This is a genomic window from Bacillus sp. XF8, from assembly GCF_017498755.1.
Taxonomy (GTDB): Bacteria; Bacillota; Bacilli; order Bacillales; family Bacillaceae_G; genus Bacillus_A; species Bacillus_A bingmayongensis.
In genome coordinates this window covers 1-18,282 of record NZ_JAGDQK010000061.1, presented here as the reverse complement: position 1 = coordinate 18,282, position 18,282 = coordinate 1, and the positions used below count along the sequence as shown (strand labels likewise).

At 37.1% G+C, this 18,282-nt stretch carries 28 protein-coding genes; all 28 read left to right on the top strand.

Annotated features, from left to right (window positions below; all coding sequences use genetic code 11):
• Positions 1-337 precede the first annotated feature (337 nt).
• A complete protein-coding gene (locus J4P91_RS26965; RefSeq protein ID WP_207996533.1) occupies positions 338-712 on the top strand; it encodes a hypothetical protein in 375 nt (124 codons plus the stop codon).
• Positions 713-792: 80 nt separating this feature from the next.
• On the top strand, positions 793-975 hold the full coding sequence (locus J4P91_RS26960; RefSeq protein WP_207996532.1) for a hypothetical protein: 183 nt from the start codon (positions 793-795) through the stop codon (positions 973-975).
• A gap of 81 nt (positions 976-1,056) precedes the next feature.
• Positions 1,057-1,239 (top strand): hypothetical protein, encoded by a 183-nt coding sequence (locus tag J4P91_RS26955; protein ID WP_207996531.1) that lies wholly within the window; start codon positions 1,057-1,059, stop codon positions 1,237-1,239.
• Positions 1,236-1,514: a hypothetical protein gene (locus J4P91_RS26950; protein ID WP_207996530.1), complete on the top strand. Its 279-nt coding sequence runs from the start codon at positions 1,236-1,238 to the stop codon at positions 1,512-1,514. Before J4P91_RS26955 ends, J4P91_RS26950 begins: the two co-directional genes overlap by 4 nt.
• 15 nt (positions 1,515-1,529) lie before the next feature.
• Positions 1,530-1,664: a hypothetical protein gene (locus J4P91_RS29520; protein ID WP_279538729.1), complete on the top strand. Its 135-nt coding sequence runs from the start codon at positions 1,530-1,532 to the stop codon at positions 1,662-1,664.
• 375 nt (positions 1,665-2,039) lie between these two features.
• Positions 2,040-2,288: a hypothetical protein gene (locus tag J4P91_RS26945; RefSeq protein ID WP_207996529.1), complete on the top strand. Its 249-nt coding sequence runs from the start codon at positions 2,040-2,042 to the stop codon at positions 2,286-2,288.
• 39 nt (positions 2,289-2,327) lie between these two features.
• Positions 2,328-2,663, top strand: coding sequence for a hypothetical protein (locus tag J4P91_RS26940; RefSeq protein ID WP_207996528.1), 336 nt, complete (start codon positions 2,328-2,330; stop codon positions 2,661-2,663).
• 40 nt (positions 2,664-2,703) lie between these two features.
• On the top strand, positions 2,704-2,883 hold the full coding sequence (locus tag J4P91_RS26935) for a hypothetical protein (protein WP_207996527.1): 180 nt from the start codon (positions 2,704-2,706) through the stop codon (positions 2,881-2,883).
• Between the two features lie 41 nt (positions 2,884-2,924).
• Positions 2,925-3,164: a hypothetical protein gene (locus tag J4P91_RS26930; RefSeq protein WP_207996526.1), complete on the top strand. Its 240-nt coding sequence runs from the start codon at positions 2,925-2,927 to the stop codon at positions 3,162-3,164.
• Positions 3,165-3,204: 40 nt separating this feature from the next.
• The gene (gene terS, locus J4P91_RS26925; protein ID WP_207996525.1) at positions 3,205-3,999 is read left to right on the top strand and encodes a phage terminase small subunit; all 795 of its coding nucleotides are present in this window, start codon (positions 3,205-3,207) and stop codon (positions 3,997-3,999) included.
• Positions 3,971-5,287: a PBSX family phage terminase large subunit gene (locus J4P91_RS26920; protein ID WP_207996524.1), complete on the top strand. Its 1,317-nt coding sequence runs from the start codon at positions 3,971-3,973 to the stop codon at positions 5,285-5,287. The genes terS and J4P91_RS26920 overlap by 29 nt, the downstream gene beginning before the upstream one ends.
• Complete coding sequence (locus J4P91_RS26915; protein ID WP_207996523.1) at positions 5,287-6,810, top strand: phage portal protein; 1,524 nt, start codon at positions 5,287-5,289, stop codon at positions 6,808-6,810. Before J4P91_RS26920 ends, J4P91_RS26915 begins: the two co-directional genes overlap by 1 nt.
• Positions 6,797-7,720 carry a phage minor head protein gene (locus J4P91_RS26910; RefSeq protein ID WP_207996522.1) on the top strand — a complete coding sequence of 308 codons (924 nt, stop codon included), beginning with the start codon at positions 6,797-6,799 and terminating at the stop codon, positions 7,718-7,720. Before J4P91_RS26915 ends, J4P91_RS26910 begins: the two co-directional genes overlap by 14 nt.
• Entirely contained in the window at positions 7,717-8,037 is a 321-nt protein-coding gene (locus J4P91_RS26905) for a hypothetical protein (protein ID WP_207996521.1), read from the top strand. The genes J4P91_RS26910 and J4P91_RS26905 overlap by 4 nt, the downstream gene beginning before the upstream one ends.
• Positions 8,038-8,059: 22 nt before the next feature.
• Complete coding sequence (locus J4P91_RS26900; protein ID WP_207996520.1) at positions 8,060-9,265, top strand: XkdF-like putative serine protease domain-containing protein; 1,206 nt, start codon at positions 8,060-8,062, stop codon at positions 9,263-9,265.
• A 15-nt stretch (positions 9,266-9,280) separates the two neighbouring features.
• Entirely contained in the window at positions 9,281-10,198 is a 918-nt protein-coding gene (locus J4P91_RS26895) for a phage major capsid protein (protein ID WP_207996519.1), read from the top strand.
• Positions 10,199-10,216: 18 nt separating this feature from the next.
• Positions 10,217-10,408 (top strand): hypothetical protein, encoded by a 192-nt coding sequence (locus tag J4P91_RS26890; protein ID WP_207996518.1) that lies wholly within the window; start codon positions 10,217-10,219, stop codon positions 10,406-10,408.
• Complete coding sequence (locus tag J4P91_RS26885; RefSeq protein ID WP_207996517.1) at positions 10,401-10,631, top strand: hypothetical protein; 231 nt, start codon at positions 10,401-10,403, stop codon at positions 10,629-10,631. The genes J4P91_RS26890 and J4P91_RS26885 overlap by 8 nt, the downstream gene beginning before the upstream one ends.
• A gap of 13 nt (positions 10,632-10,644) precedes the next feature.
• Entirely contained in the window at positions 10,645-11,034 is a 390-nt protein-coding gene (gene yqbG, locus J4P91_RS26880) for a protein YqbG (RefSeq protein WP_207996516.1), read from the top strand.
• Entirely contained in the window at positions 11,034-11,426 is a 393-nt protein-coding gene (locus tag J4P91_RS26875) for a DUF3599 family protein (protein ID WP_207996515.1), read from the top strand. The genes yqbG and J4P91_RS26875 overlap by 1 nt, the downstream gene beginning before the upstream one ends.
• The gene (locus tag J4P91_RS26870; RefSeq protein ID WP_207996514.1) at positions 11,411-11,899 is read left to right on the top strand and encodes an HK97 gp10 family phage protein; all 489 of its coding nucleotides are present in this window, start codon (positions 11,411-11,413) and stop codon (positions 11,897-11,899) included. The genes J4P91_RS26875 and J4P91_RS26870 overlap by 16 nt, the downstream gene beginning before the upstream one ends.
• Before the next feature lie 3 nt (positions 11,900-11,902).
• A complete protein-coding gene (locus J4P91_RS26865) occupies positions 11,903-12,304 on the top strand; it encodes a phage tail terminator family protein (protein ID WP_207996513.1) in 402 nt (133 codons plus the stop codon).
• Between the two features lie 16 nt (positions 12,305-12,320).
• Positions 12,321-12,794: a phage major tail protein, TP901-1 family gene (locus tag J4P91_RS26860; protein ID WP_207996512.1), complete on the top strand. Its 474-nt coding sequence runs from the start codon at positions 12,321-12,323 to the stop codon at positions 12,792-12,794.
• A 69-nt stretch (positions 12,795-12,863) separates the two neighbouring features.
• Positions 12,864-13,250 carry a tail assembly chaperone gene (locus J4P91_RS26855; protein ID WP_207996511.1) on the top strand — a complete coding sequence of 129 codons (387 nt, stop codon included), beginning with the start codon at positions 12,864-12,866 and terminating at the stop codon, positions 13,248-13,250.
• Between the two features lie 77 nt (positions 13,251-13,327).
• Positions 13,328-13,588, top strand: a complete 261-nt coding sequence (locus J4P91_RS26850) for a hypothetical protein (protein WP_207996534.1) — start codon at positions 13,328-13,330, stop codon at positions 13,586-13,588.
• A gap of 199 nt (positions 13,589-13,787) precedes the next feature.
• Positions 13,788-17,012 carry a phage tail protein gene (locus J4P91_RS26845; RefSeq protein WP_207996510.1) on the top strand — a complete coding sequence of 1,075 codons (3,225 nt, stop codon included), beginning with the start codon at positions 13,788-13,790 and terminating at the stop codon, positions 17,010-17,012.
• Entirely contained in the window at positions 17,012-17,893 is an 882-nt protein-coding gene (locus tag J4P91_RS26840; RefSeq protein WP_207996509.1) for a phage tail domain-containing protein, read from the top strand. The genes J4P91_RS26845 and J4P91_RS26840 overlap by 1 nt, the downstream gene beginning before the upstream one ends.
• Before the next feature lie 12 nt (positions 17,894-17,905).
• Positions 17,906-18,282: tail tube TT1 domain-containing protein (locus J4P91_RS26835; protein ID WP_483862153.1), on the top strand; the 377-nt coding region annotated here is incomplete at its 3' end.

Sequence of the window (18,282 nt, the reverse complement as noted above, 5' to 3'; positions counted from 1 at the left end):
AGCCGATACAAACGGTCTTCCCCTCCGTTCCCAGTGTGTCGGTTCACGCAAGAAGCGGAAACTTCTTGATACAAATTCATGCTTTGAAAATGATGTCTACGGACTTAAAACGAGAAGGATTTCGTTCTTCTCTAAGCCACTGAATAAGGGCAATTAGCCATACAATAATCGATCAGTGGTTTAGAAAGGAATGAAATATTCCTGAAAGAGATACTTATTGCCATTTGTTATCTCTCTTCCATCCCCTCTAGAGCTGTCACCTTTCGGTGATGGCTTTTTGTTTTGTAGGATTTTCTTCTTTTCTGTCGAATAGATAGAGTAGGAGAGGAGGGATAAAATGGATGAGGAATTAAAGTATAAAGCTTTTGAACTACAAAGTTTAATTCAAAAAACGCACTCTGATATTAGTACAGCGTGTGATATTGTTATTTATCAGGATAACAATTCTAAATATCTTGTCTCATTAGGATTTTTAAATAAATCGTACATGACTTATTTAGAAGCAAAACGATATTATCGAGAGAGTCGTTCTATTCAGCGTATAGAATTCGTAAACTTCTTTAAAGCGTATGATAATTTGGAATATGAATTAAAAGAAGTTATTTCAAAAGAAGATAAGAATACTTCGTGGCTGCATAGTAGAATTGGTGAATTCCAACAGGAAATTAAAAATGTGAATAACTTAATAGAAATATTAGAAAGCACTCGTTAATGGGTGCTTTTTTCTTTGTTATATAGAAATTACATAGTAATGGACAAATTGGACACCTAAAAAGGAAAGGATGATGGAAGATGATTAATGATTACTTGAAGAACGCAGCTAAAGAAATGGCTTCTGTGGAGGACGAAGTAAGAGTGATTTACAGACAGCAAGCAACATATTTCCAAATGTTTTTTGAGGAGCTGACTTTAGCAGGGTTCAACGAAAAACAAGCAATGCAAATCGTGGTCGCCGCTGCTGGTAAGAATGAGTAATGATTAAACCAATAAGAATTATCCTAGGCGCTACCTTCATAGGTTTAGCGTCTTATTTTATTTTGCGAAGGAAGTGATGGGATGTTTTGGTTAGGATGTCTCATGGGATATCTTATAGGTACGCTTGTTACTGTATTGGTAATCTATATAGGTTATCAGATTGGTGATACGAACAAGAATGACATCGATTGGCATGATGAGTCGGTAAGTAAGGAAATGGAGCAGTTGAGAGCGATAATGGATGATAAGGAGCGGATGGTATGAAAAAGAAACAGGTTAATATTTTCGAAGAGTTTGCTAAGGCTGGCGAAGAGATAGCAGAACGTTTAAAGAAAGAAAATCCATTTGTGAATATGTTTGATGAAATTAAGAATGAAAAGTTAGAAGAATTATACCAAAACTATAAGAATATAGCAGAACCGTTGTTCCAGTTGAAACGTGCACTGATTGATTCAGGATTTAGTGAAGAACAGGCTTTGGAATTTGTGATTGCTGATTATTTAGATAACAAGCATATTGCCATGAATGAAGGAAAGTGATAAGGGGTGAGGGGAATGTATGAGTTGTATGTGAATGATGTATATGTTACTGAAGGTCATAGTGATTATTTATCATTAGCTCTATTCACAATTATAAAAGAAAAAGCAAAACCTGAAGATATGACAATAGAGTTAAAATGGAAGGGTTGAGGGGATGAAAAGACTAACAGATAATCAAGAGAAGTCTATAAGGTTTGCAAAAGCTATGTTAAAACTTTTAAAAGAAGAACCTAACAAAACAAACAAACTCAACGAACAAAAATAGAGATAGTTAACAAAGTGAAGTTTATGCAGGAAATAACGATGTTTGGGTGATAAAAATGGCGGTTTTAAGCCGATGTATAAAATTATGAATACCTCTTATTCATCGAAAATGAAGAAAACATTGATACTGCGGTATTTCCCGTTTACACACTTAACATAATGCATCTTATCGGTAGTCTTTTTGTGTATATTATTCATTTCCCTGTATAAATTAGTTTTCGTTATGGATTTTAAAAAATATGATTCTTTTGAGGTGATTTAATGCTGATCTATACAGTTATGATGTGGGACTATGCTGATACAGATATTATGTTAGCTACTGCAGATAGAGAAGAAGCATTAAAAGAATTCGAATCATGTGTAGCATTCTCTTTACAGGTTTGGGAAAAGGGTGAAGTATTAATTGAAATGATAAATAATGAAGGTGAATACTTTGCTGATGGCGGATTAGAAAGATATTCGGAAAAAGGACAACAGTTATTTAATGAGATAGTAGGAGAGTTACAATAGCTGATATGATATCCTTTAAGAAGGAAGGGGATGAATTAAGTGAATAAAGTTAAAATCAAAACCATTGAAATAGAGGGAAAAGAAATTAAATTTATCGATGGTGAGGTTTGGGAAGAACCTTCGGACGAATATGTTCCAAATCCGAGAGAATACCTTGTATATCGGAGTAACAGAAGAATACACTTTGATTTTAAAGTCGATGAAACGAATGAATTATTAGATAGCTCAATCAATGGCAGGACATACTTTTCAGCTAAGATACTACTAGAAACGGATGAAATTATGGAAGGTAAATTCTTATGTGCTAGTGTTGTGAAAAGTGGTGATGAGATTCATCCTAATTATTATGAATATGATTCAATCCTAATCAAGTAGCGAATCCGCTGCTTTTTTATTTTATAAAGGGGGTAACAAAATGTTCACTGCTCATACATGGAGATATGGTCATAAATACGAAGAGAAATTTGATACGTATAAAGAATCTCAAGCTTTTGCTACATCTGATACAGGTGAATTCTTTGTTGAGAAGATTACTGATGAAGATGGCAATGAAGTTATGGATTATAAGAAGAATGTATTTGGATATAGGGAGTAAGTTTATATTTTATAAAGCAATTAGCATGAGGTGAGTGATAGATGGAATTGGTATATGTAGTTGTTAGTTTTAATGGTCCTGCAATGGCCACAACAGATTTTGAACAGGCGTTCACGAAAATGAAAGAAGATATAGATGGTTGTAGCGTTATGGTTTATAGGGCAGGGATCTGGATGTTAGATTTTTATTTTGACAAACAATACAATTCGTTTTGTGCAGATAGTGATTCAGATGCCGATAAGAAAGTTATTAAATACATTTTACTTAAGTTAAGTGAATAGTTTCTTCCTATTAATATAGAAGGCGGTGTGGTGATATGACGTGAAACAAAAACACGAGTTAGCACAAGAAGATTATATGCAAGGTATGAAGTATAAGGGGCTGGCTGAGAAATATGAGGTCAGTGTGAATACCGTTAAGTCATGGAAGACCAGGTACAAATGGGATAGAAAAGGTGTGCATACAAAAGACGAAAAAGTACGCACACAAAAGAAAACAGGTGCACCTATTGGGAACCAGAATGCAATCGGAAATAAGGGTGGTAATGGAGCACCGAAGGGTAATAAACATGCTCAGGGTCATGGTGCACCTAAGCAGAACAGTAATGCTGTTACTCATGGGTTATTCAGAAAGATAATTCCTAGCGATGATCCGCATGCAATGGAATTACTGGATGAAATACAAAACCATACGGAATTAGACATGCTGTTTAATTCTATTCAGCTGCAATACTTCAATATTCTTAACTCACAACGAATTATGCATGTTCGAGATAAGGATGATATGTCGAAGGAGATTGTTAGTGAATCGGAGTCAGGTGAAGCTTATATGGTTCAATTCGCATGGGATAAACAAGCGAATTTGCTTACTGCTTACGCAAGGGCTATGACATCGTTGTCTGCTATGATTGAACGTTTTGATAAGTTAGCTAATAAAGGCGATGAAAGACGATTGAAACTAGATCAAATGAAAGCTAACATTGAGAAAACTAAAGCTGATACTGCTCGTATTAAGGGTGAAGATGGTGAAGAATACGAGGACGACGGTTTCAAAGAAGCGTTAGAAGGCAAGGTAGAGGGAGTGTGGGATGACCATGACGACGATACCGAAGTGTAAAAAGAAACCTGCTCCGTTTAAATTCAAACCGTTCTCCAAGAAGCAGATGAAGGTATTAACTTGGTGGAAACCTAACAGTCCCGTTAAAGATTATGACGGGATTATTTGTGATGGCTCCATTCGTGCAGGTAAAACGGTATCGATGGCTCTTTCTTATGTTATGTGGGCTATGGAATCATTCGAAGGTGAGAACTTTGGTATGTGTGGTAAAACCATCGGTTCACATCGTCGTAACGTTATATCGCCACTTAAAAAGATGTTAAAGTCTCGTGGTTATAAAGTTAAAGATCATCGTAGTGAGAATATGCTTACCATTACTAAAGATGGTGTGACAAACTTCTTTTATATTTTTGGTGGCAAGGATGAAGCGTCGCAGGATCTTATCCAAGGTATCACTTTAGCCGGATGTTTCTTTGATGAAGTTGTCCTTATGGTTCGCTCGTTTGTTAACCAAGCCACTGGTCGTTGTTCTGTAGAAGGCTCAAAAGTTTGGTTTAACTGTAACCCTGGGGGACCGTATCATTGGTTTAAAACAGAATGGTTAGATAAGGCGAAAGAAAAGAACTTACTACACATTCGCTTTACGATGGATGATAACTTATCGTTGTCTGAAAAAGTAAAACAGCGTTATTACAAGATGTATAGCGGAGTTTTCTTCAAACGATATATATTGGGACTTTGGGCAGCTGCTTCAGGACTTATATTCGATATGTTTGATGAGGATAAGCATAAAGTTCCTACAATCCAAAGGGAATACGTTGAATACTTTGTCTCTTGTGACTATGGTACGCAGAACGCTATGGTATATGGCTTGTGGGGTAAGTGCATCGAAAAAGGTGAAGAAGTATGGTACAAGGTGAAAGAATACCGTTATAGCGGTAGAGAAACAGAAAAGCAGAAAACAGACCAGGAATACTACGAAGACTTTGAAAAGTTTGTAGGAGATTTACCTATTCGCGGTACTGTAGTTGATCCATCCGCTGCTTCATTTATAGCTTTATTAGTTAGGAATAAACGAAAAGTATACAAGGCCCGAAATAATGTGAAAGAAGGCATTGGTAATGTCGGTGTAGCTCTTAACACGGGCATTATTTATTTTAACGACTGCTGCAATGAAACGTTTAAAGAGTTTGCATCTTATATATGGGATGAAAAATCCGTAGAACGAGGCGAAGATAAGCCGTTAAAAGAGAATGACCATCATATGGATGAAACAAGATACTTTGTTAATACAGTCATATACGGATTACGTAAAAAGAAGAAAAAGAAAAGAGGTGAAGCAGCTTAATGTCAAAGAACAGAAAAGTTAGTGCGAGAGTGATTAAAGCTAAAAGTGATGGCGTACAAGTTCTTTCTCGTCAGCAGGAAGATGAAAGTGAAAAGAATGCAGTTAATGATATCATCACTCCACCTTACAGAATAGAAGATTTACAACGAATTAAAGAGAACAGTACAATTTTAGGGCAGTGTATTGATGCATATAAGCGTAATATTGCTGGATTTGGGCATGAAATGCAGTACAAACAGAATGATATTGAGGAAACAAATGAAATGAAATTGGAATGGACGTATGTAGATACAGAAGTCATTCCTTTTTTTAGTTTTGAGAAACCATTCAAAGAAATACTTGAGACAGCGATTGATGATAGGGAAACGACAGGTAATGGGTACATTGAAGTACTTCGCAATAATGAAAAACTACCAGTTGAATTAGTAAATATGTTACCTCAATACATGAGAGTAACGCGTAAAGATGATAAGCCCCAAGAAGTCACTTATGTTATTAATGGTAAAACAGTCAAACGGAAGAAGTTCTTCCGTCGTTATGTGCAGGAAGTTGGAATAACTAAGACTTATTTTAAAGAGTTTGGCGATCCGCGTTTCTTGCATAAGGAAACTGGAGAATTTAGTAATATGACGTTTGGTTTAAACAACGCAACTGAAGTGCTTCATTTAAAAATAGGGGATGGTCCTTATGGTATTCCTCGTTGGGTGTCACATGTTGTTCATGTGGTAGGTACTAGAAAGGCTGAGGAGTTAAACCTACGTTATTTCAAGCAAGGCAGACATATTCCTATGGCTATTTTGTTAAAGAATGGTGTTCTTTCAGAAGAAAGTAATAATGCACTTACTGATTATGTATCTACTGTCGAAGGAGAGGACAATCAACATAAGTATCTTGTGCTCGAAGTCGAGAACGATGAAGAAGAAGTGGTTGGTGACACTCGACCTAACGTAGATATCGAACTAAAATCACTTGCTGATGTATTACAAAATGACGCTTTATTCTTAGAGTATGATGATAAGTCGCGTCAAAAGGTACAATCAGCATTCCGTTTGCCAGATATTTATGTAGGTTATTCTCGTGACTTTAACCGTGCTACTGCTGATGCAGCACGTGAGATTACTGAGGAACAGGTATTTGAACCTGAAAGAAACTCGCTTGAGTTCATCATAAATAATAAGTTGCTACTTCCATACCAGTTGAAACATGTTTATGTGAATCTGCGCAAGCCAGAAATCAGTAATACTGAAGACCTTGTAAAAATGATTGAAGTATTAAGTAAATATGGCGGTACTACATTCAATGATCTTCGTGAAGTTGCTGCTAAAGTACTTAATAAAGATTTAGAGCCATTTGAAGCAGAGGAAGCGAGTCAACCTATCGCGTTAGTATTACAAGCTGTTAAAAAGGCAACAGAGCAGAGTAATGTGGAAAATATCCAAAAATCAAATGAGACTACTGACCTAGTTATGGTTATGAAAGATTTAATCGATTATTTGGAGTCGGTGCAAGATGCAAAAGATTGATAAATTGCTAACCTCATTGAATGAGTGGATTGAAAAGGCTGATACCGATGATTTTACAGACTCATTACCTGCTGATTTGGAAGTGTTGGACATGTTACCAGGATATGTAGAGGAATTTGAGAAAGAAATCGCTAAACTGCTACGTAAACAGCGCAGATATTTCATTAATGGAATCAAAAATTATACAAAAAAAGATTCATTAGAAAAGGCATTCAGAATACGAGATATCATCAATTTCGTTAAGGGAAGCCTTTTTGGTGCAGACACATTTGCACAAAGTCTTAGCAAAGCAGCAAGGAAGTTCCTTGATTACACAATGAAGGATATGACAACTGCTTTTATGAATGCAATTGACCCGGATATTCAGTTTAAAGTCTTCTCAAAACGCACTACAAAGTGGGTTAAAGGTTGGTCTGATAAATTAGGTAAGCTAATGCAGATTAACTCACACAAGGCTGTAGAGCGTGTTTTGAATGATGGATTAGAGAAAGGGAAAGGTATTCGTGAGATTTCGAGGGAACTAGAAAAGCTTCCTGAATTTGATCGGAAGAGAGCGAGAAGAACTGCTCAAACAGAAACGTTGGCTGCATGTTCTGCTTCTCAACTTGAGTCTTATCGCCAATCTCCTGCTGTTACGGGAAAAAAGTGGCGTCATAGCGGTGCAAGGAAGAATGATCCGCGTGAGAATCATGTGGAGTATGACGGTACAACGGTGCCAGTAGAGGATGAATTCGAATTGCCTGGTTCCGGTGAGCGTTGCATGTTCCCTAGAGATAGTTCTTTATCTGCAAAAGAGCGCGTGAACTGCAAATGCGTTATGTCTCCTGCAGTAGATAACGATATATTAGGTCTTTCTGAAGAAGAGAAGCAGAAGATTAGGGAAGAAACATTGAGGGAGTTGAATCGATGAATTTTAAATGTCAAAAATCATTGTTAGAGAGTGCTATGAAGAAGAAAGAGACAGGGCAATTACCAACTGCTGATGAATCTATGGCATATAAAGCTCATTTTGGAATCAGCTGGCATGATCTTAAAAGTGTATCACAACCAACCTCTAAAAGTCTTATTGATGAAGTTGTAAACTTTGTAGATGGAAAAATTATTGAGTCCGTTAACTACAAACGAGAGTTGATTCCAGATGTAGAAAAAGTTGAATCAGGAAATTTAAGATACACTGACTATAAAGTTAAAAATAAAACAGTTATTACAATTATCGTCGAAGAATAGGCAACTGAAAGGAGGTGAATAAATGAAAAAACGTAAGCTGAAGAACTTGCAGGTTTCGCATGTATCCTATGTAACTGCAGGTGCTAATAAACGAGATTTCTTTTTAATGAAATCAGCTGAACAGCCAAACTTTGAAAAAGAAGTACGCGTTATCAAGTCAGAAGACGAAGAAAAACGCTTGGTATATGGAATTGTATATGAACCGGGAGTTCTCGACAGTCATAATGATTTCGCAGATGAAGCGACTATTGAAAAGGCTGCTCATGAGTTCATGTTGAAATATCGTCAGATCGATAAGGACCATGATTTCCAAGCAGGTGTAGGCGAAGTGGTAGAGTCTTATCTTGCTCCTGCTGATATGGAAGTGAATGGTGAAATTATTACAAAAGGTACATGGATTCTTGTCACTAAAGCTACCGAAGAGGTATGGGAAGCAATCCAAAAAGGTGAATACAATGGATATTCGCTGGCAGGAGTCGCTGAAACAGAAGTGATTGAGGAAGAAGTAACTAAAACTGAAGAGAAGCAAAAAGAATCCCTCTTTCAATTATTGAAGGGATTTTTTAGTGGCCAAAAAGTAGAAAAAGGCGAGGTTAGAGATAAATTTAACCAAAATAAACATCGTCGTGATGTGCAAGCTTCGTTCTCTGCATTAGAAGATACTTTCTATCAATCTCTTTGGAATGCACCTACTGCTGATGCTATTGATTTAGATCGTATTGAAGCGGCTGCACTTGAATTTGTCGAGATTATCAATGAGTTAAAAGGTTCAGAAGCAGTTGTGAAGGCATGGGAAAGTAAACCGGCTATATCCCTTGCTGAAGAAGTAGAAAAAGCAGGTAAGAAAATCAGCAATATGAACATGGCTGACATCGATGCAGCTATTGAGTCGTTAACAAATCTAAAAACACGCGTCTCTCCTACACAGGAAGGCGAAGGAAGTGAGGAAGATAATATGAACCAAGAACAATTAGAAAAAGCGTTAGAAAAGGTTGTAGCGCCTATTCAAAAAGAATTAGAAACAGTTAAGAAACACTTAAATATTGAACCGGAGAAAACACCGGAAGAAATTGCAGTTGCAAAAGCTGTAGAAGCTGCTACTGCTCCAATCTTAAAGGAGCTAGAAGAGCTTAAAAAATCTCAAGGTATCAGCAATCAACAGGATACAGATGGTGCTACAAACGTACAAAAATCTACTGGCGGTTACGCTGGATACTTTGGAAACTAAGGAGGAAACACATATATGAATAACGGACAAATTATCGCAGGTGGTTCTACAGAACTAGTATTAAAAGATGTGAACGTACCATTACCACAAGGTGAAGCAGAAGCGTTTTTACGCGATACAATCAATAAAGCTACAGTCTTACCTAAATTAAAGCCTTTATATAAATCATCTCCAGCAGGTAATATCGATACTTTAAGTGTAGGGAAACGCAAATTACGCGAAGCATCTAAGAACGATACACCAACAGGAGTAGGTTCAATTACACCTGGTCAAATTCCTTACGCTGTTAAGAAAGTAAGATGGGATGAATGGTTACAAGATGATGATGTGTGGTATGCATTAGCAGCCCGCGGTCAAAATATTGAAGATGTAATCGTTGGTATGATTCAAGAACAATTTGGTCTTGATTTGCAGGATTTAATCTTTAACGGCGACACATCATCTGCTGATCCATTCATTAAAATTATTGATGGATTTGTTAAGAAAGCAAAAACATCTGTTAATAAAACAGATTTAGCTGCAAATGATATTACTATTCAAGCATTTGTTGACCATGTGGCAGTGCTTCCTGATAAATATAAAAATCGTAATGACATTTCATGGTTTATCACACAAAAAACTCATGATAAATTAATGTCCTTATTAACAACACGACAAACTAATTTAGGTGATGCAGTATTACTTGATGGTAAAGTTGCTAAATTAGCTGGATATGAAGTTGAAATTGTACAAGAAATGCAGACTGGATTTGCTATGCTGACACCACGAGATAATTTAAAACCTGTGTTTACTCGTAATGTTCGTTACAAACGTACTGGAGATGGCGCTACGGCTGCTGCTAAAGACGCAACATATCATATCTTATTTGCTTACCTTGATTGCGTAATCCGTGAAGTGGATGCAGTTGCATGGATGACAGGTTCTAAGCTATAAGATTAGGAGGTCTATATTATGCCATACGTACAATATAAACACGAGAAAGGCGTTCTTCATATTGGTGAAGGGCGCTTTTTTCATGCAGAAGAACCACAAAAGGTAACTGCAAAAGAGCGTGATGAGTTGTTAGAAGTGTATGAGGATTTAGAAGAAGTAAAGGAACCTTCTAAAACAAAAGGACCAGAAAAGGGTGATGTAAATGCCTAAGATTCCTAAAGATATCGGAAAAGCTGGCGCGTATCTAAACACTGATTTGGAGACTCTTCTAGGATCTATCGTTACTGATTTGAACTCATTAAAATCACAACAAGATGATTTGAAAACCAAATACAATCAGCACATTAACGACGGAAAACATCGTGTAGCTACTGTTGTGGATGCAGCTGCTCCAAACTCAACAGTAAGTTCCACAATCACAACAACAAAATAAGGGAGTGATAAGTATGTCACTTATTACTGCTCAAGAATTGATTGATTATACAGTTCTAGCAGAAGTGAAGCAGCGTCCTGTTTCTCTTCTACTGGAAGATATTTTAGAAGCAGAAACAGAAATTTATAATCTTTCAAAAATAGATTTCACTGATACATCTAAATTTCCTGAAGTTCCTCCAGAAGTAAAGTTAGCTTGTAAAAAACTAGCGCAGTATTACGCTTATACAAATGCTGACACTTCTGCGATGAAGGGGATTAAATCAGAGAGTATTGGTGGCGGTGACTATTCTTATACAAAGGATAGTGCTAGTGTAACAAAGCCTTCTGTACTGTATTTACTGAAAAAGTATATGGATGATGCAGGTAAGAAGAAAATCACCTTCAAAATGAGGGCGATATAATGTCTCTGCAAGGAATGTTTGTTCACGAATGTGACATTTACCACTTACAGAAGGAAAAGAAACCAGGACCTTATGGTCAACCTGCTGAAGAGGTGTATTCTTACAAAGAAATTCCCGATATAGCAGAACAAAGCTGCTACTTTGTTGAGAATGCAGCTACTGCTTCACCAACAACGGTACAATCATCTCCAAACCAACTGAATAACGGACAAATCAAAGTGTTATTCATGTCTGGTACTGATGTGAGACACAACGACAAAGTGATCAAAAAGAACACGAATGTCACTTACTATATACGCAATCCTTTTCCGGTAGTGCATCCGCTTACCGGTGAGGTTAATCATATAAAGGCCATAGCAGAGAGGAAGACAGAGCCATGGCTACAGAAATAACAATACAAGGTTTCCGGGAATTTAGCGCAAAGCTGAATCGGATGTCTAGTGGATTAGATCGACAAGTCGCATTGTGGTTAGAAGCGAGTGGCTTTCAGTTTTTAGAAGAAGTTCAAATTCAAATCATCGCCTTAGGAGTTGTAGATACTCGTCGTCTTTTGAATAGTTTCGACAAGGGAGACAGTGATAATGTATGGCGCAGCTCTGATGGAGGATTAGTTTTAGAGGTTGGAACGAATGTGGAGTATGCGAAGCTTCAAAATGACGGATGGCAGCAGGTAAGACGATTTGTCCCAGGTAGATGGGAAGGGCATAACTTTGAATATGATCCTAATGCGCCAACTGGCATGATGCTTACTGCTAAATTCATAGAAGGTCGTACATATTGGGATAATGCAGTTGCTATTTATGAGCGCATGTTTCAACGTTCATTCGACCGACAATTTAGACGATGGGTGCAGAATGGAGGTTAATCTATGTATGAACAAATACATGGTTCTATGAAGGCTTTTGTATACAGTGACCTTCCATCTAACACTTTAGCTTATCATGATCAAGTTCCGGAAGAATTAGCGATACCTTCTGTGTACTTTCCAATCTTATCTATAAATGATGACAAAACTTCAAAAGACCATTACACCTTACTGTATACAATGACAGTGAGGTTTTTTAATACAACGACAGATAAAGCAATGCAAGAAGCTGAAAAGGTTGCAAACAAAATCAGAAGCAACGGTTACACAATACATCTTCGTAATGTAGATGGAAGTGAATCGATTGACACTATTTATTTTCAAAGAGTAACTACCGCTCCCAGCGGGGTTGGTTCTGCACAGTTAACAATGATTTTCGAATACCAACAAGCTTATGTAAATTAAGGAGCGTGAAATATATATGGCAGAATTAAAAAATAAAATGATGCGCGGTGATGATTTCTTAATCGCTGCAGTTATTAAAAACGAGACAGAACAAGAAACATTAGTACGTCCATTTGACCAAACGGATTCATCTCATTCAGTTGAGGCGGATGAGATCGAAGCAGCTTCTAAGGATAGAACGATTAGCGATTATGGAAAAGTAACTGAAACTCGTTCTTTTGAAGGAATTATGGCTGAGGGAGATCCATTCCCAGCAGCGGCTTTAAAGAAACTCCGTAGCAAAGAGTATATTGAAATTTACGAGATTAATAAACGTACAAAAAAAGCTGAAAAAGGAATTTATATGATTACTTCCTTTGAGAAAACGGCTTCTACTGGCGAATTCGCCACTTATTCATTAGAAGTTAAGCTATCTGGATCAGTAACAGAAGAAACATTAACAACAATTCCTCCAGGCGCAGGAGAAACAGTTACACCGCCAGCAGGTTGATAAGAGTAGGTTTTATACCTGCTCTTTTTAAATTTGAAAATAACATCCAACTAAAGGAGATTGATATATATGTATTTTGAAATTGAAGGTAAAGAACACGAACTGAAGTTAACATATAAAGCTATTCAGGAAATTAACAAGAAGTATAAAGGCGGAGCACAAGAAGTTGTATCTGTTGCTATGTTAGGGGATTTAGAAATCTTTGAAGACGCAGTTTACTTCGGTTTGTTACACACAGAACAAGGATTTACACGTGAAAAAATCCAGGAAGCATTAGAAAAATTGATGGAAAAAGAGATTCTTACACAAGAGTACATCAAATCCGTTATTAAAGAAGTAATCACTGACCATTTTTTCTACAAAGTGACAGCGCAGAAGATGAAAACGAAAATGCTGAAGAAAGTGGAGAAAGAGAATCCGGACAGCAAGGAAATGATGGAAGATCTTCTAGTGTAAAAGAATATACGCAAGAAGATTTTGATAAGGTGCAGCAGGATGGATTTAGGTTCTTGGGTTTAACTGCCCAGGAATCAATGAATCTATCTCCACGGGAGTTTCAAAATATGATGATTGGACGCAATGAACAGTACTTAGATGAATTGCAAACATATAGTATTTTCGCACTCATGATGCGCACGTCTTATCACTGTAATCCTAAGAAAACTTTAAAACCTAAAGATTTGTTTGATAGAGACAAATTAGTAACAGATGAACAGCGCAAAAAATCAATAGAAGAACGCGCTAAGAAAGCAGAAGAAGATATGGAATACTTACAAAATCTCAACTTTGGTTGATTGAAAGGTAGGTGAGATTTTGGCAACTAATGAAGAATTGGTATTACGTTTTAGAGCTGAGTCTGATCAATTTAGACGTGAATTAAACAATATGCGTGCTGAAATGGATGATTTTGCCAATGCTACAAGAAGGACTTCAACAGAATATCGACGTAATATCGAAAATTTAAACAATGTAAATAGACAAGAAATGTCTAGCATGAGACGAGACATAGAAAATACACGTAATGAGTTCAACGAATTTTCTAGCACATCTCATCAAACGTCTACCAATCATATTCAAAACGTTGAGGATATGAGCAATACGAATAATGAAGAGATGGCAAGGATGAGGCGGGAAATAGAAGACTTACAAAATCAATTAAATGATTTTACAAGTACTTCTCGTCGTACCTCTCATGAGTATCGCCGGAGCCTTGAAAACATGGGTAACTCTAATAGTGAGTATAGCCAAAGATTACGACAAATGAGAGCAGAACAACGCAGAGCCATGGAACCACATATTGAAGAATTAAAACGGATAAAACTAGCTTATACCGAATTAGGTATGAGTCTCGGTAACTATCAAGGTTCTACTCGTGATTTAATTCGTGAGGTAACTGCGCTAGGTGCTGCTGAAAAAAGAGCAAACGATGCGATGATAAATCTTAACCGGATGAAAATGGCGTCTATCCTACAAACTATCGGATATATGCGTAATATGACACTTATGGCTGATCGTTTGAAGGGAAACTTATCGGCCATGGGAAATCCTTTTTACAATTTATCTCGTGGTGCTTTAACAGCAGTTGCAGCATTTAATAGATTTGCTAATTCTGGTAACGCTGCTCAATTAGCTTTAGAGTTTGTTGGCCCCAATGCATCGATGAAACAGTTAAATGATCAAATCCGGATCATAAATACTGGTCTCATTCGTTTGCAGATGACTGCATTAGCTACAGTTGCAACGTTTGCGATATTTACAGCGGCTATGTGGAATGCTGCAAAAGGACCCGACCCGTCAGATATACGAAAACAACAGCAAGCGATAACAGATGAGTATAACAAGCAATATCAAAAGCGTATTGATGAAGTATATAATTTCGCTGGGTTATTTGATGCAGCTACCCGTAAGGCTTTTAGTGGTAAAGAATTAGCAAGAAATCTCGCTAGTCAGGTTCAGTTAATGCGAGATTGGGTTAAAGATATGAAGTCTTTAAGTGGAAGAATACCTGTGGAACTGAAAGAGGAACTCTATAAAATGGGGCCTGAAGCAGCAGGTCAAATTAGAGCTTTAGCGAAAATGTCAAAACCTGAGTTAGATCAGTATGTTGCATTATGGAGAGAAAAAATTAGTTTAACTAATGAAGCTGTTACTGATGAATTAACAAGAACTAGACAAGCTGCTCAAAAGAAAATAAAAGAGCTACAAGACTCACTCAAGCCACTTGGGATAGCGATAGAAAAGTTCAAAGAAGTTTGGGCTGAAGCACTTGCTCCATTCGTTGAAATTTGGGGTGAGTTCGCTGCTGGTTTTGTTAATGCTCTAACAAAAGTGGGCGAATTCGTCAAAGCAATAAATGAAATTAATCCGAATATAACGAAAGTGGTAGGAATGATTTTGTACTTAGCTTCTGCGTTAGCAGTAATTTTAACACCACTTGCAGTTGGTATAGGGCTATTTAAAGGATTTCGTGCAGCAGCGTTTGCTGTATGGATGGTTATAGGTCCACTCCTTGAGGGTATGGCTTTGGTCGGTCCTGTAGCGCTTGGTATAGCAGCTGCAATTGCAGCGGTTGTATTAGGATTCAAGTTAGCCTATGAACACATAGAACCATTTAGAAATGCCGTTAACAATGTAATAACTGTTTTCAAGGCATTTTGGAAAGCGTTGACTACTGATGGTGGAACCACTCAAGATATGCTAACAAGTTTAGGGATGTCTTCTGAAAACGCAGAAGCAATTTTATCCTTCGCAGATACAATTAGGGAAGCTATATATGCTATTAAACAAATCTTTACCGACTTTGCAATTTTCATGCAAGGTATTTTTGCGTTGTTCGCAGGGGATGAAGAAAACGGAACGGCATTACTAAAATCCTTAGGGATGAACCCGAAAACAATCGCAACTATCGTTAGTACAGTTAACACCATAAAAGAAACTGTTTTTGCGTTTTTCTCTGAATTATGGTCATTCATGACAGAAATCGGAAACCAAATAGCTCAATTTTGGTTAGAAAACGGTGATCAAATAAAACAAGCCTTTTCAAATTGCTGGTCTGTAGCAGTTGAAATTATACGTACTGTGATGCCGATTATAGTAGGAATTTTTAAAGTAGCTTGGCCAATTATCAAAGAAATCGTAATTGGAACTTTAGAGGCTGTAAAAACTTTTATACAAGGAATCCTAAAAGTTATTCTCGGAATTGTGAAAGTTTTCTCATCTCTATTTACTGGAGACTGGGAAGGCGTTTGGGAAGGCGTGAAGCAAATATGGTTTGGAGCGCTCGAAGCAATTTGGGGGTATCTGCAGCTATGGGGACTTGGGAAGGTTCTAAAATTCCTAGGCAAATTCGGTTCTGACATAGGTAAAATGTTCAGTGGATTATGGACTAGTATAAAAAAAATCTGGAACGACGCCCTAGCTGATTTGTATGTGTTTTTCGGTACAAAATTAGAATATATCACCCGTCTTGTTAAAAGTTGGGGCGGTATGTTTAAAAATTTCTTTATTGAAATATACGATAATATTCTTAAAGGAATTCAAGGAAAACTAAATAATATCGCTGCATCGATTGGCTGGGCATTAGAAAAAGCAGTACTCGTCACCCAAGCTTATGTTCACCGTTTTGTTTGGGCAGGTAAAATGATTATTCAAGGGCTTATTGACGGTCTAGTTAGTCGATGGAATAGTTTGATAGACACCGTTTTTAAAATGGGTCGTTCTATTAAGGACACCATTACCGGATTCTTCGGTATTCACTCTCCTTCACGATTGATGAGAGATATGGGTGAATACATGGGACAAGGTTTAGAGTGGGGATTAGACAACATGGTTCACCCTGTGGTACGTGCTGCTCAAAATATGGCTTCTGCTGTAAAAGATGGTTTTTCCGATTTGACAGAATCTATTCAAATGGGTGATGTGTTACCAGGTAATGTTCTAACACCTGAAGTTCCTTCTTTCTCTAGCAACTATAAAACGCCATCAGGTATTTCTAGTATCCCTACATCTTCTAATTTCGGGCAAAGCGCAATGATTAGCGGGAAAATTGAAGCTAATTCAAGTGACAATAATGGTGAAATCACTGCAGCTATTAAAGGTTTGAGAAAAGATTTAACAAACCTTCAAGTAGTGATGGAAGGCGAAACAGTAGGTCGTATTGTAACGCCACATGTAAATGCAGAAAACGCAGTTGATAACACGGTAAGGAGGTACTTTTAATGGACGTACAAATCACGCAAATGAATGGACAATCTATCAAACTATCTGATATAAACGTCCAGGTACAAGACTTCCGTGTTAGTTCAATTGAAACACGTCCGAATTATATAGATGTAGATGGATCAAACGGAAGAATTTATACAGGAGCTACTTATGGGGTACGGACTATAACCGTACCTTTTTATTTTAAAGCGCAAGACTTGTTAGACGTAACGATGTTGAGAGACAGGTTATTCGAAGTAATAACAAACGTAGAACCGTTTTATATACGAGAATTACGGCGTCTTGAGTATCAAAATGGTGAAAATCAATTTATTGGTGGGAAACGATATAAAGTGATGTTATCCTCCACATTTGATATCGAACAGACATTCAAGTACGGATTCGGTGAGTTAACATTTGAAACAACTGATCTGCCTTTCGCTGAATCAATCGGGAAATCCTCTGATATTCAACGATATGGAGTTGATGCGACAAGCGGACTGTGGGGCATTGGCATGGGAATTATTTCTGATGATGCATCACATATCTACCAGCACAATGTCGTTCCGGGTCAACAATTTAAAATTTACAATCCCGGTAATCTTCCAGTTCATCCATTTGAACAAGAGTTAAAAATTACTATCAGTGATGTGATTGGAAGTACTTACGGATTTAAGTTGAAAAATCTTACAAATTTCAGCACTGCAACAATTAATGTTCCTCTTTCCAGTAAGGATATTGTTATTTATAGCGGACCAGATGTTGGGAGGAGCGGATTAGCATTCTTGAGAAACACAGACAAAGATTTCATCGAATTAGTACCAGGTTGGAATACTTTTGAAGTGTTTAACTGTACATCAGCAACAGTTTATTTTGATTTTAGATTTTATTACAAGTGAGGTGGTTTGGTTATGTATGTACGCGATTTAGAAAATGAAGAATACGTCACACAGATGTCATATCTCATCGAAGAAGAATTGAATGGAAACTGTGTGTTTTCAGCAAATATTCCACCAAACAGACCAAACCTGCTCTTCCTCAACGATTTATCAGAAATGTGGACATTGGTTGATGATAATGAAACGGAATATAAAGTTGTTTATCTGAAAAAACAAGGCGAAGGCAACACATTATCTGCGGATATTAAGGCGGTACCAAAATTTTATGATGACTTTGATAGCGGACGTGTATATGAGGAATACAACCAATCATTTACTGCAGATGCCTGTTTTGCGACTATCTTCAACGGGAGTGGATACTTTTATCAATTAAACGGAAGTTATAGCTC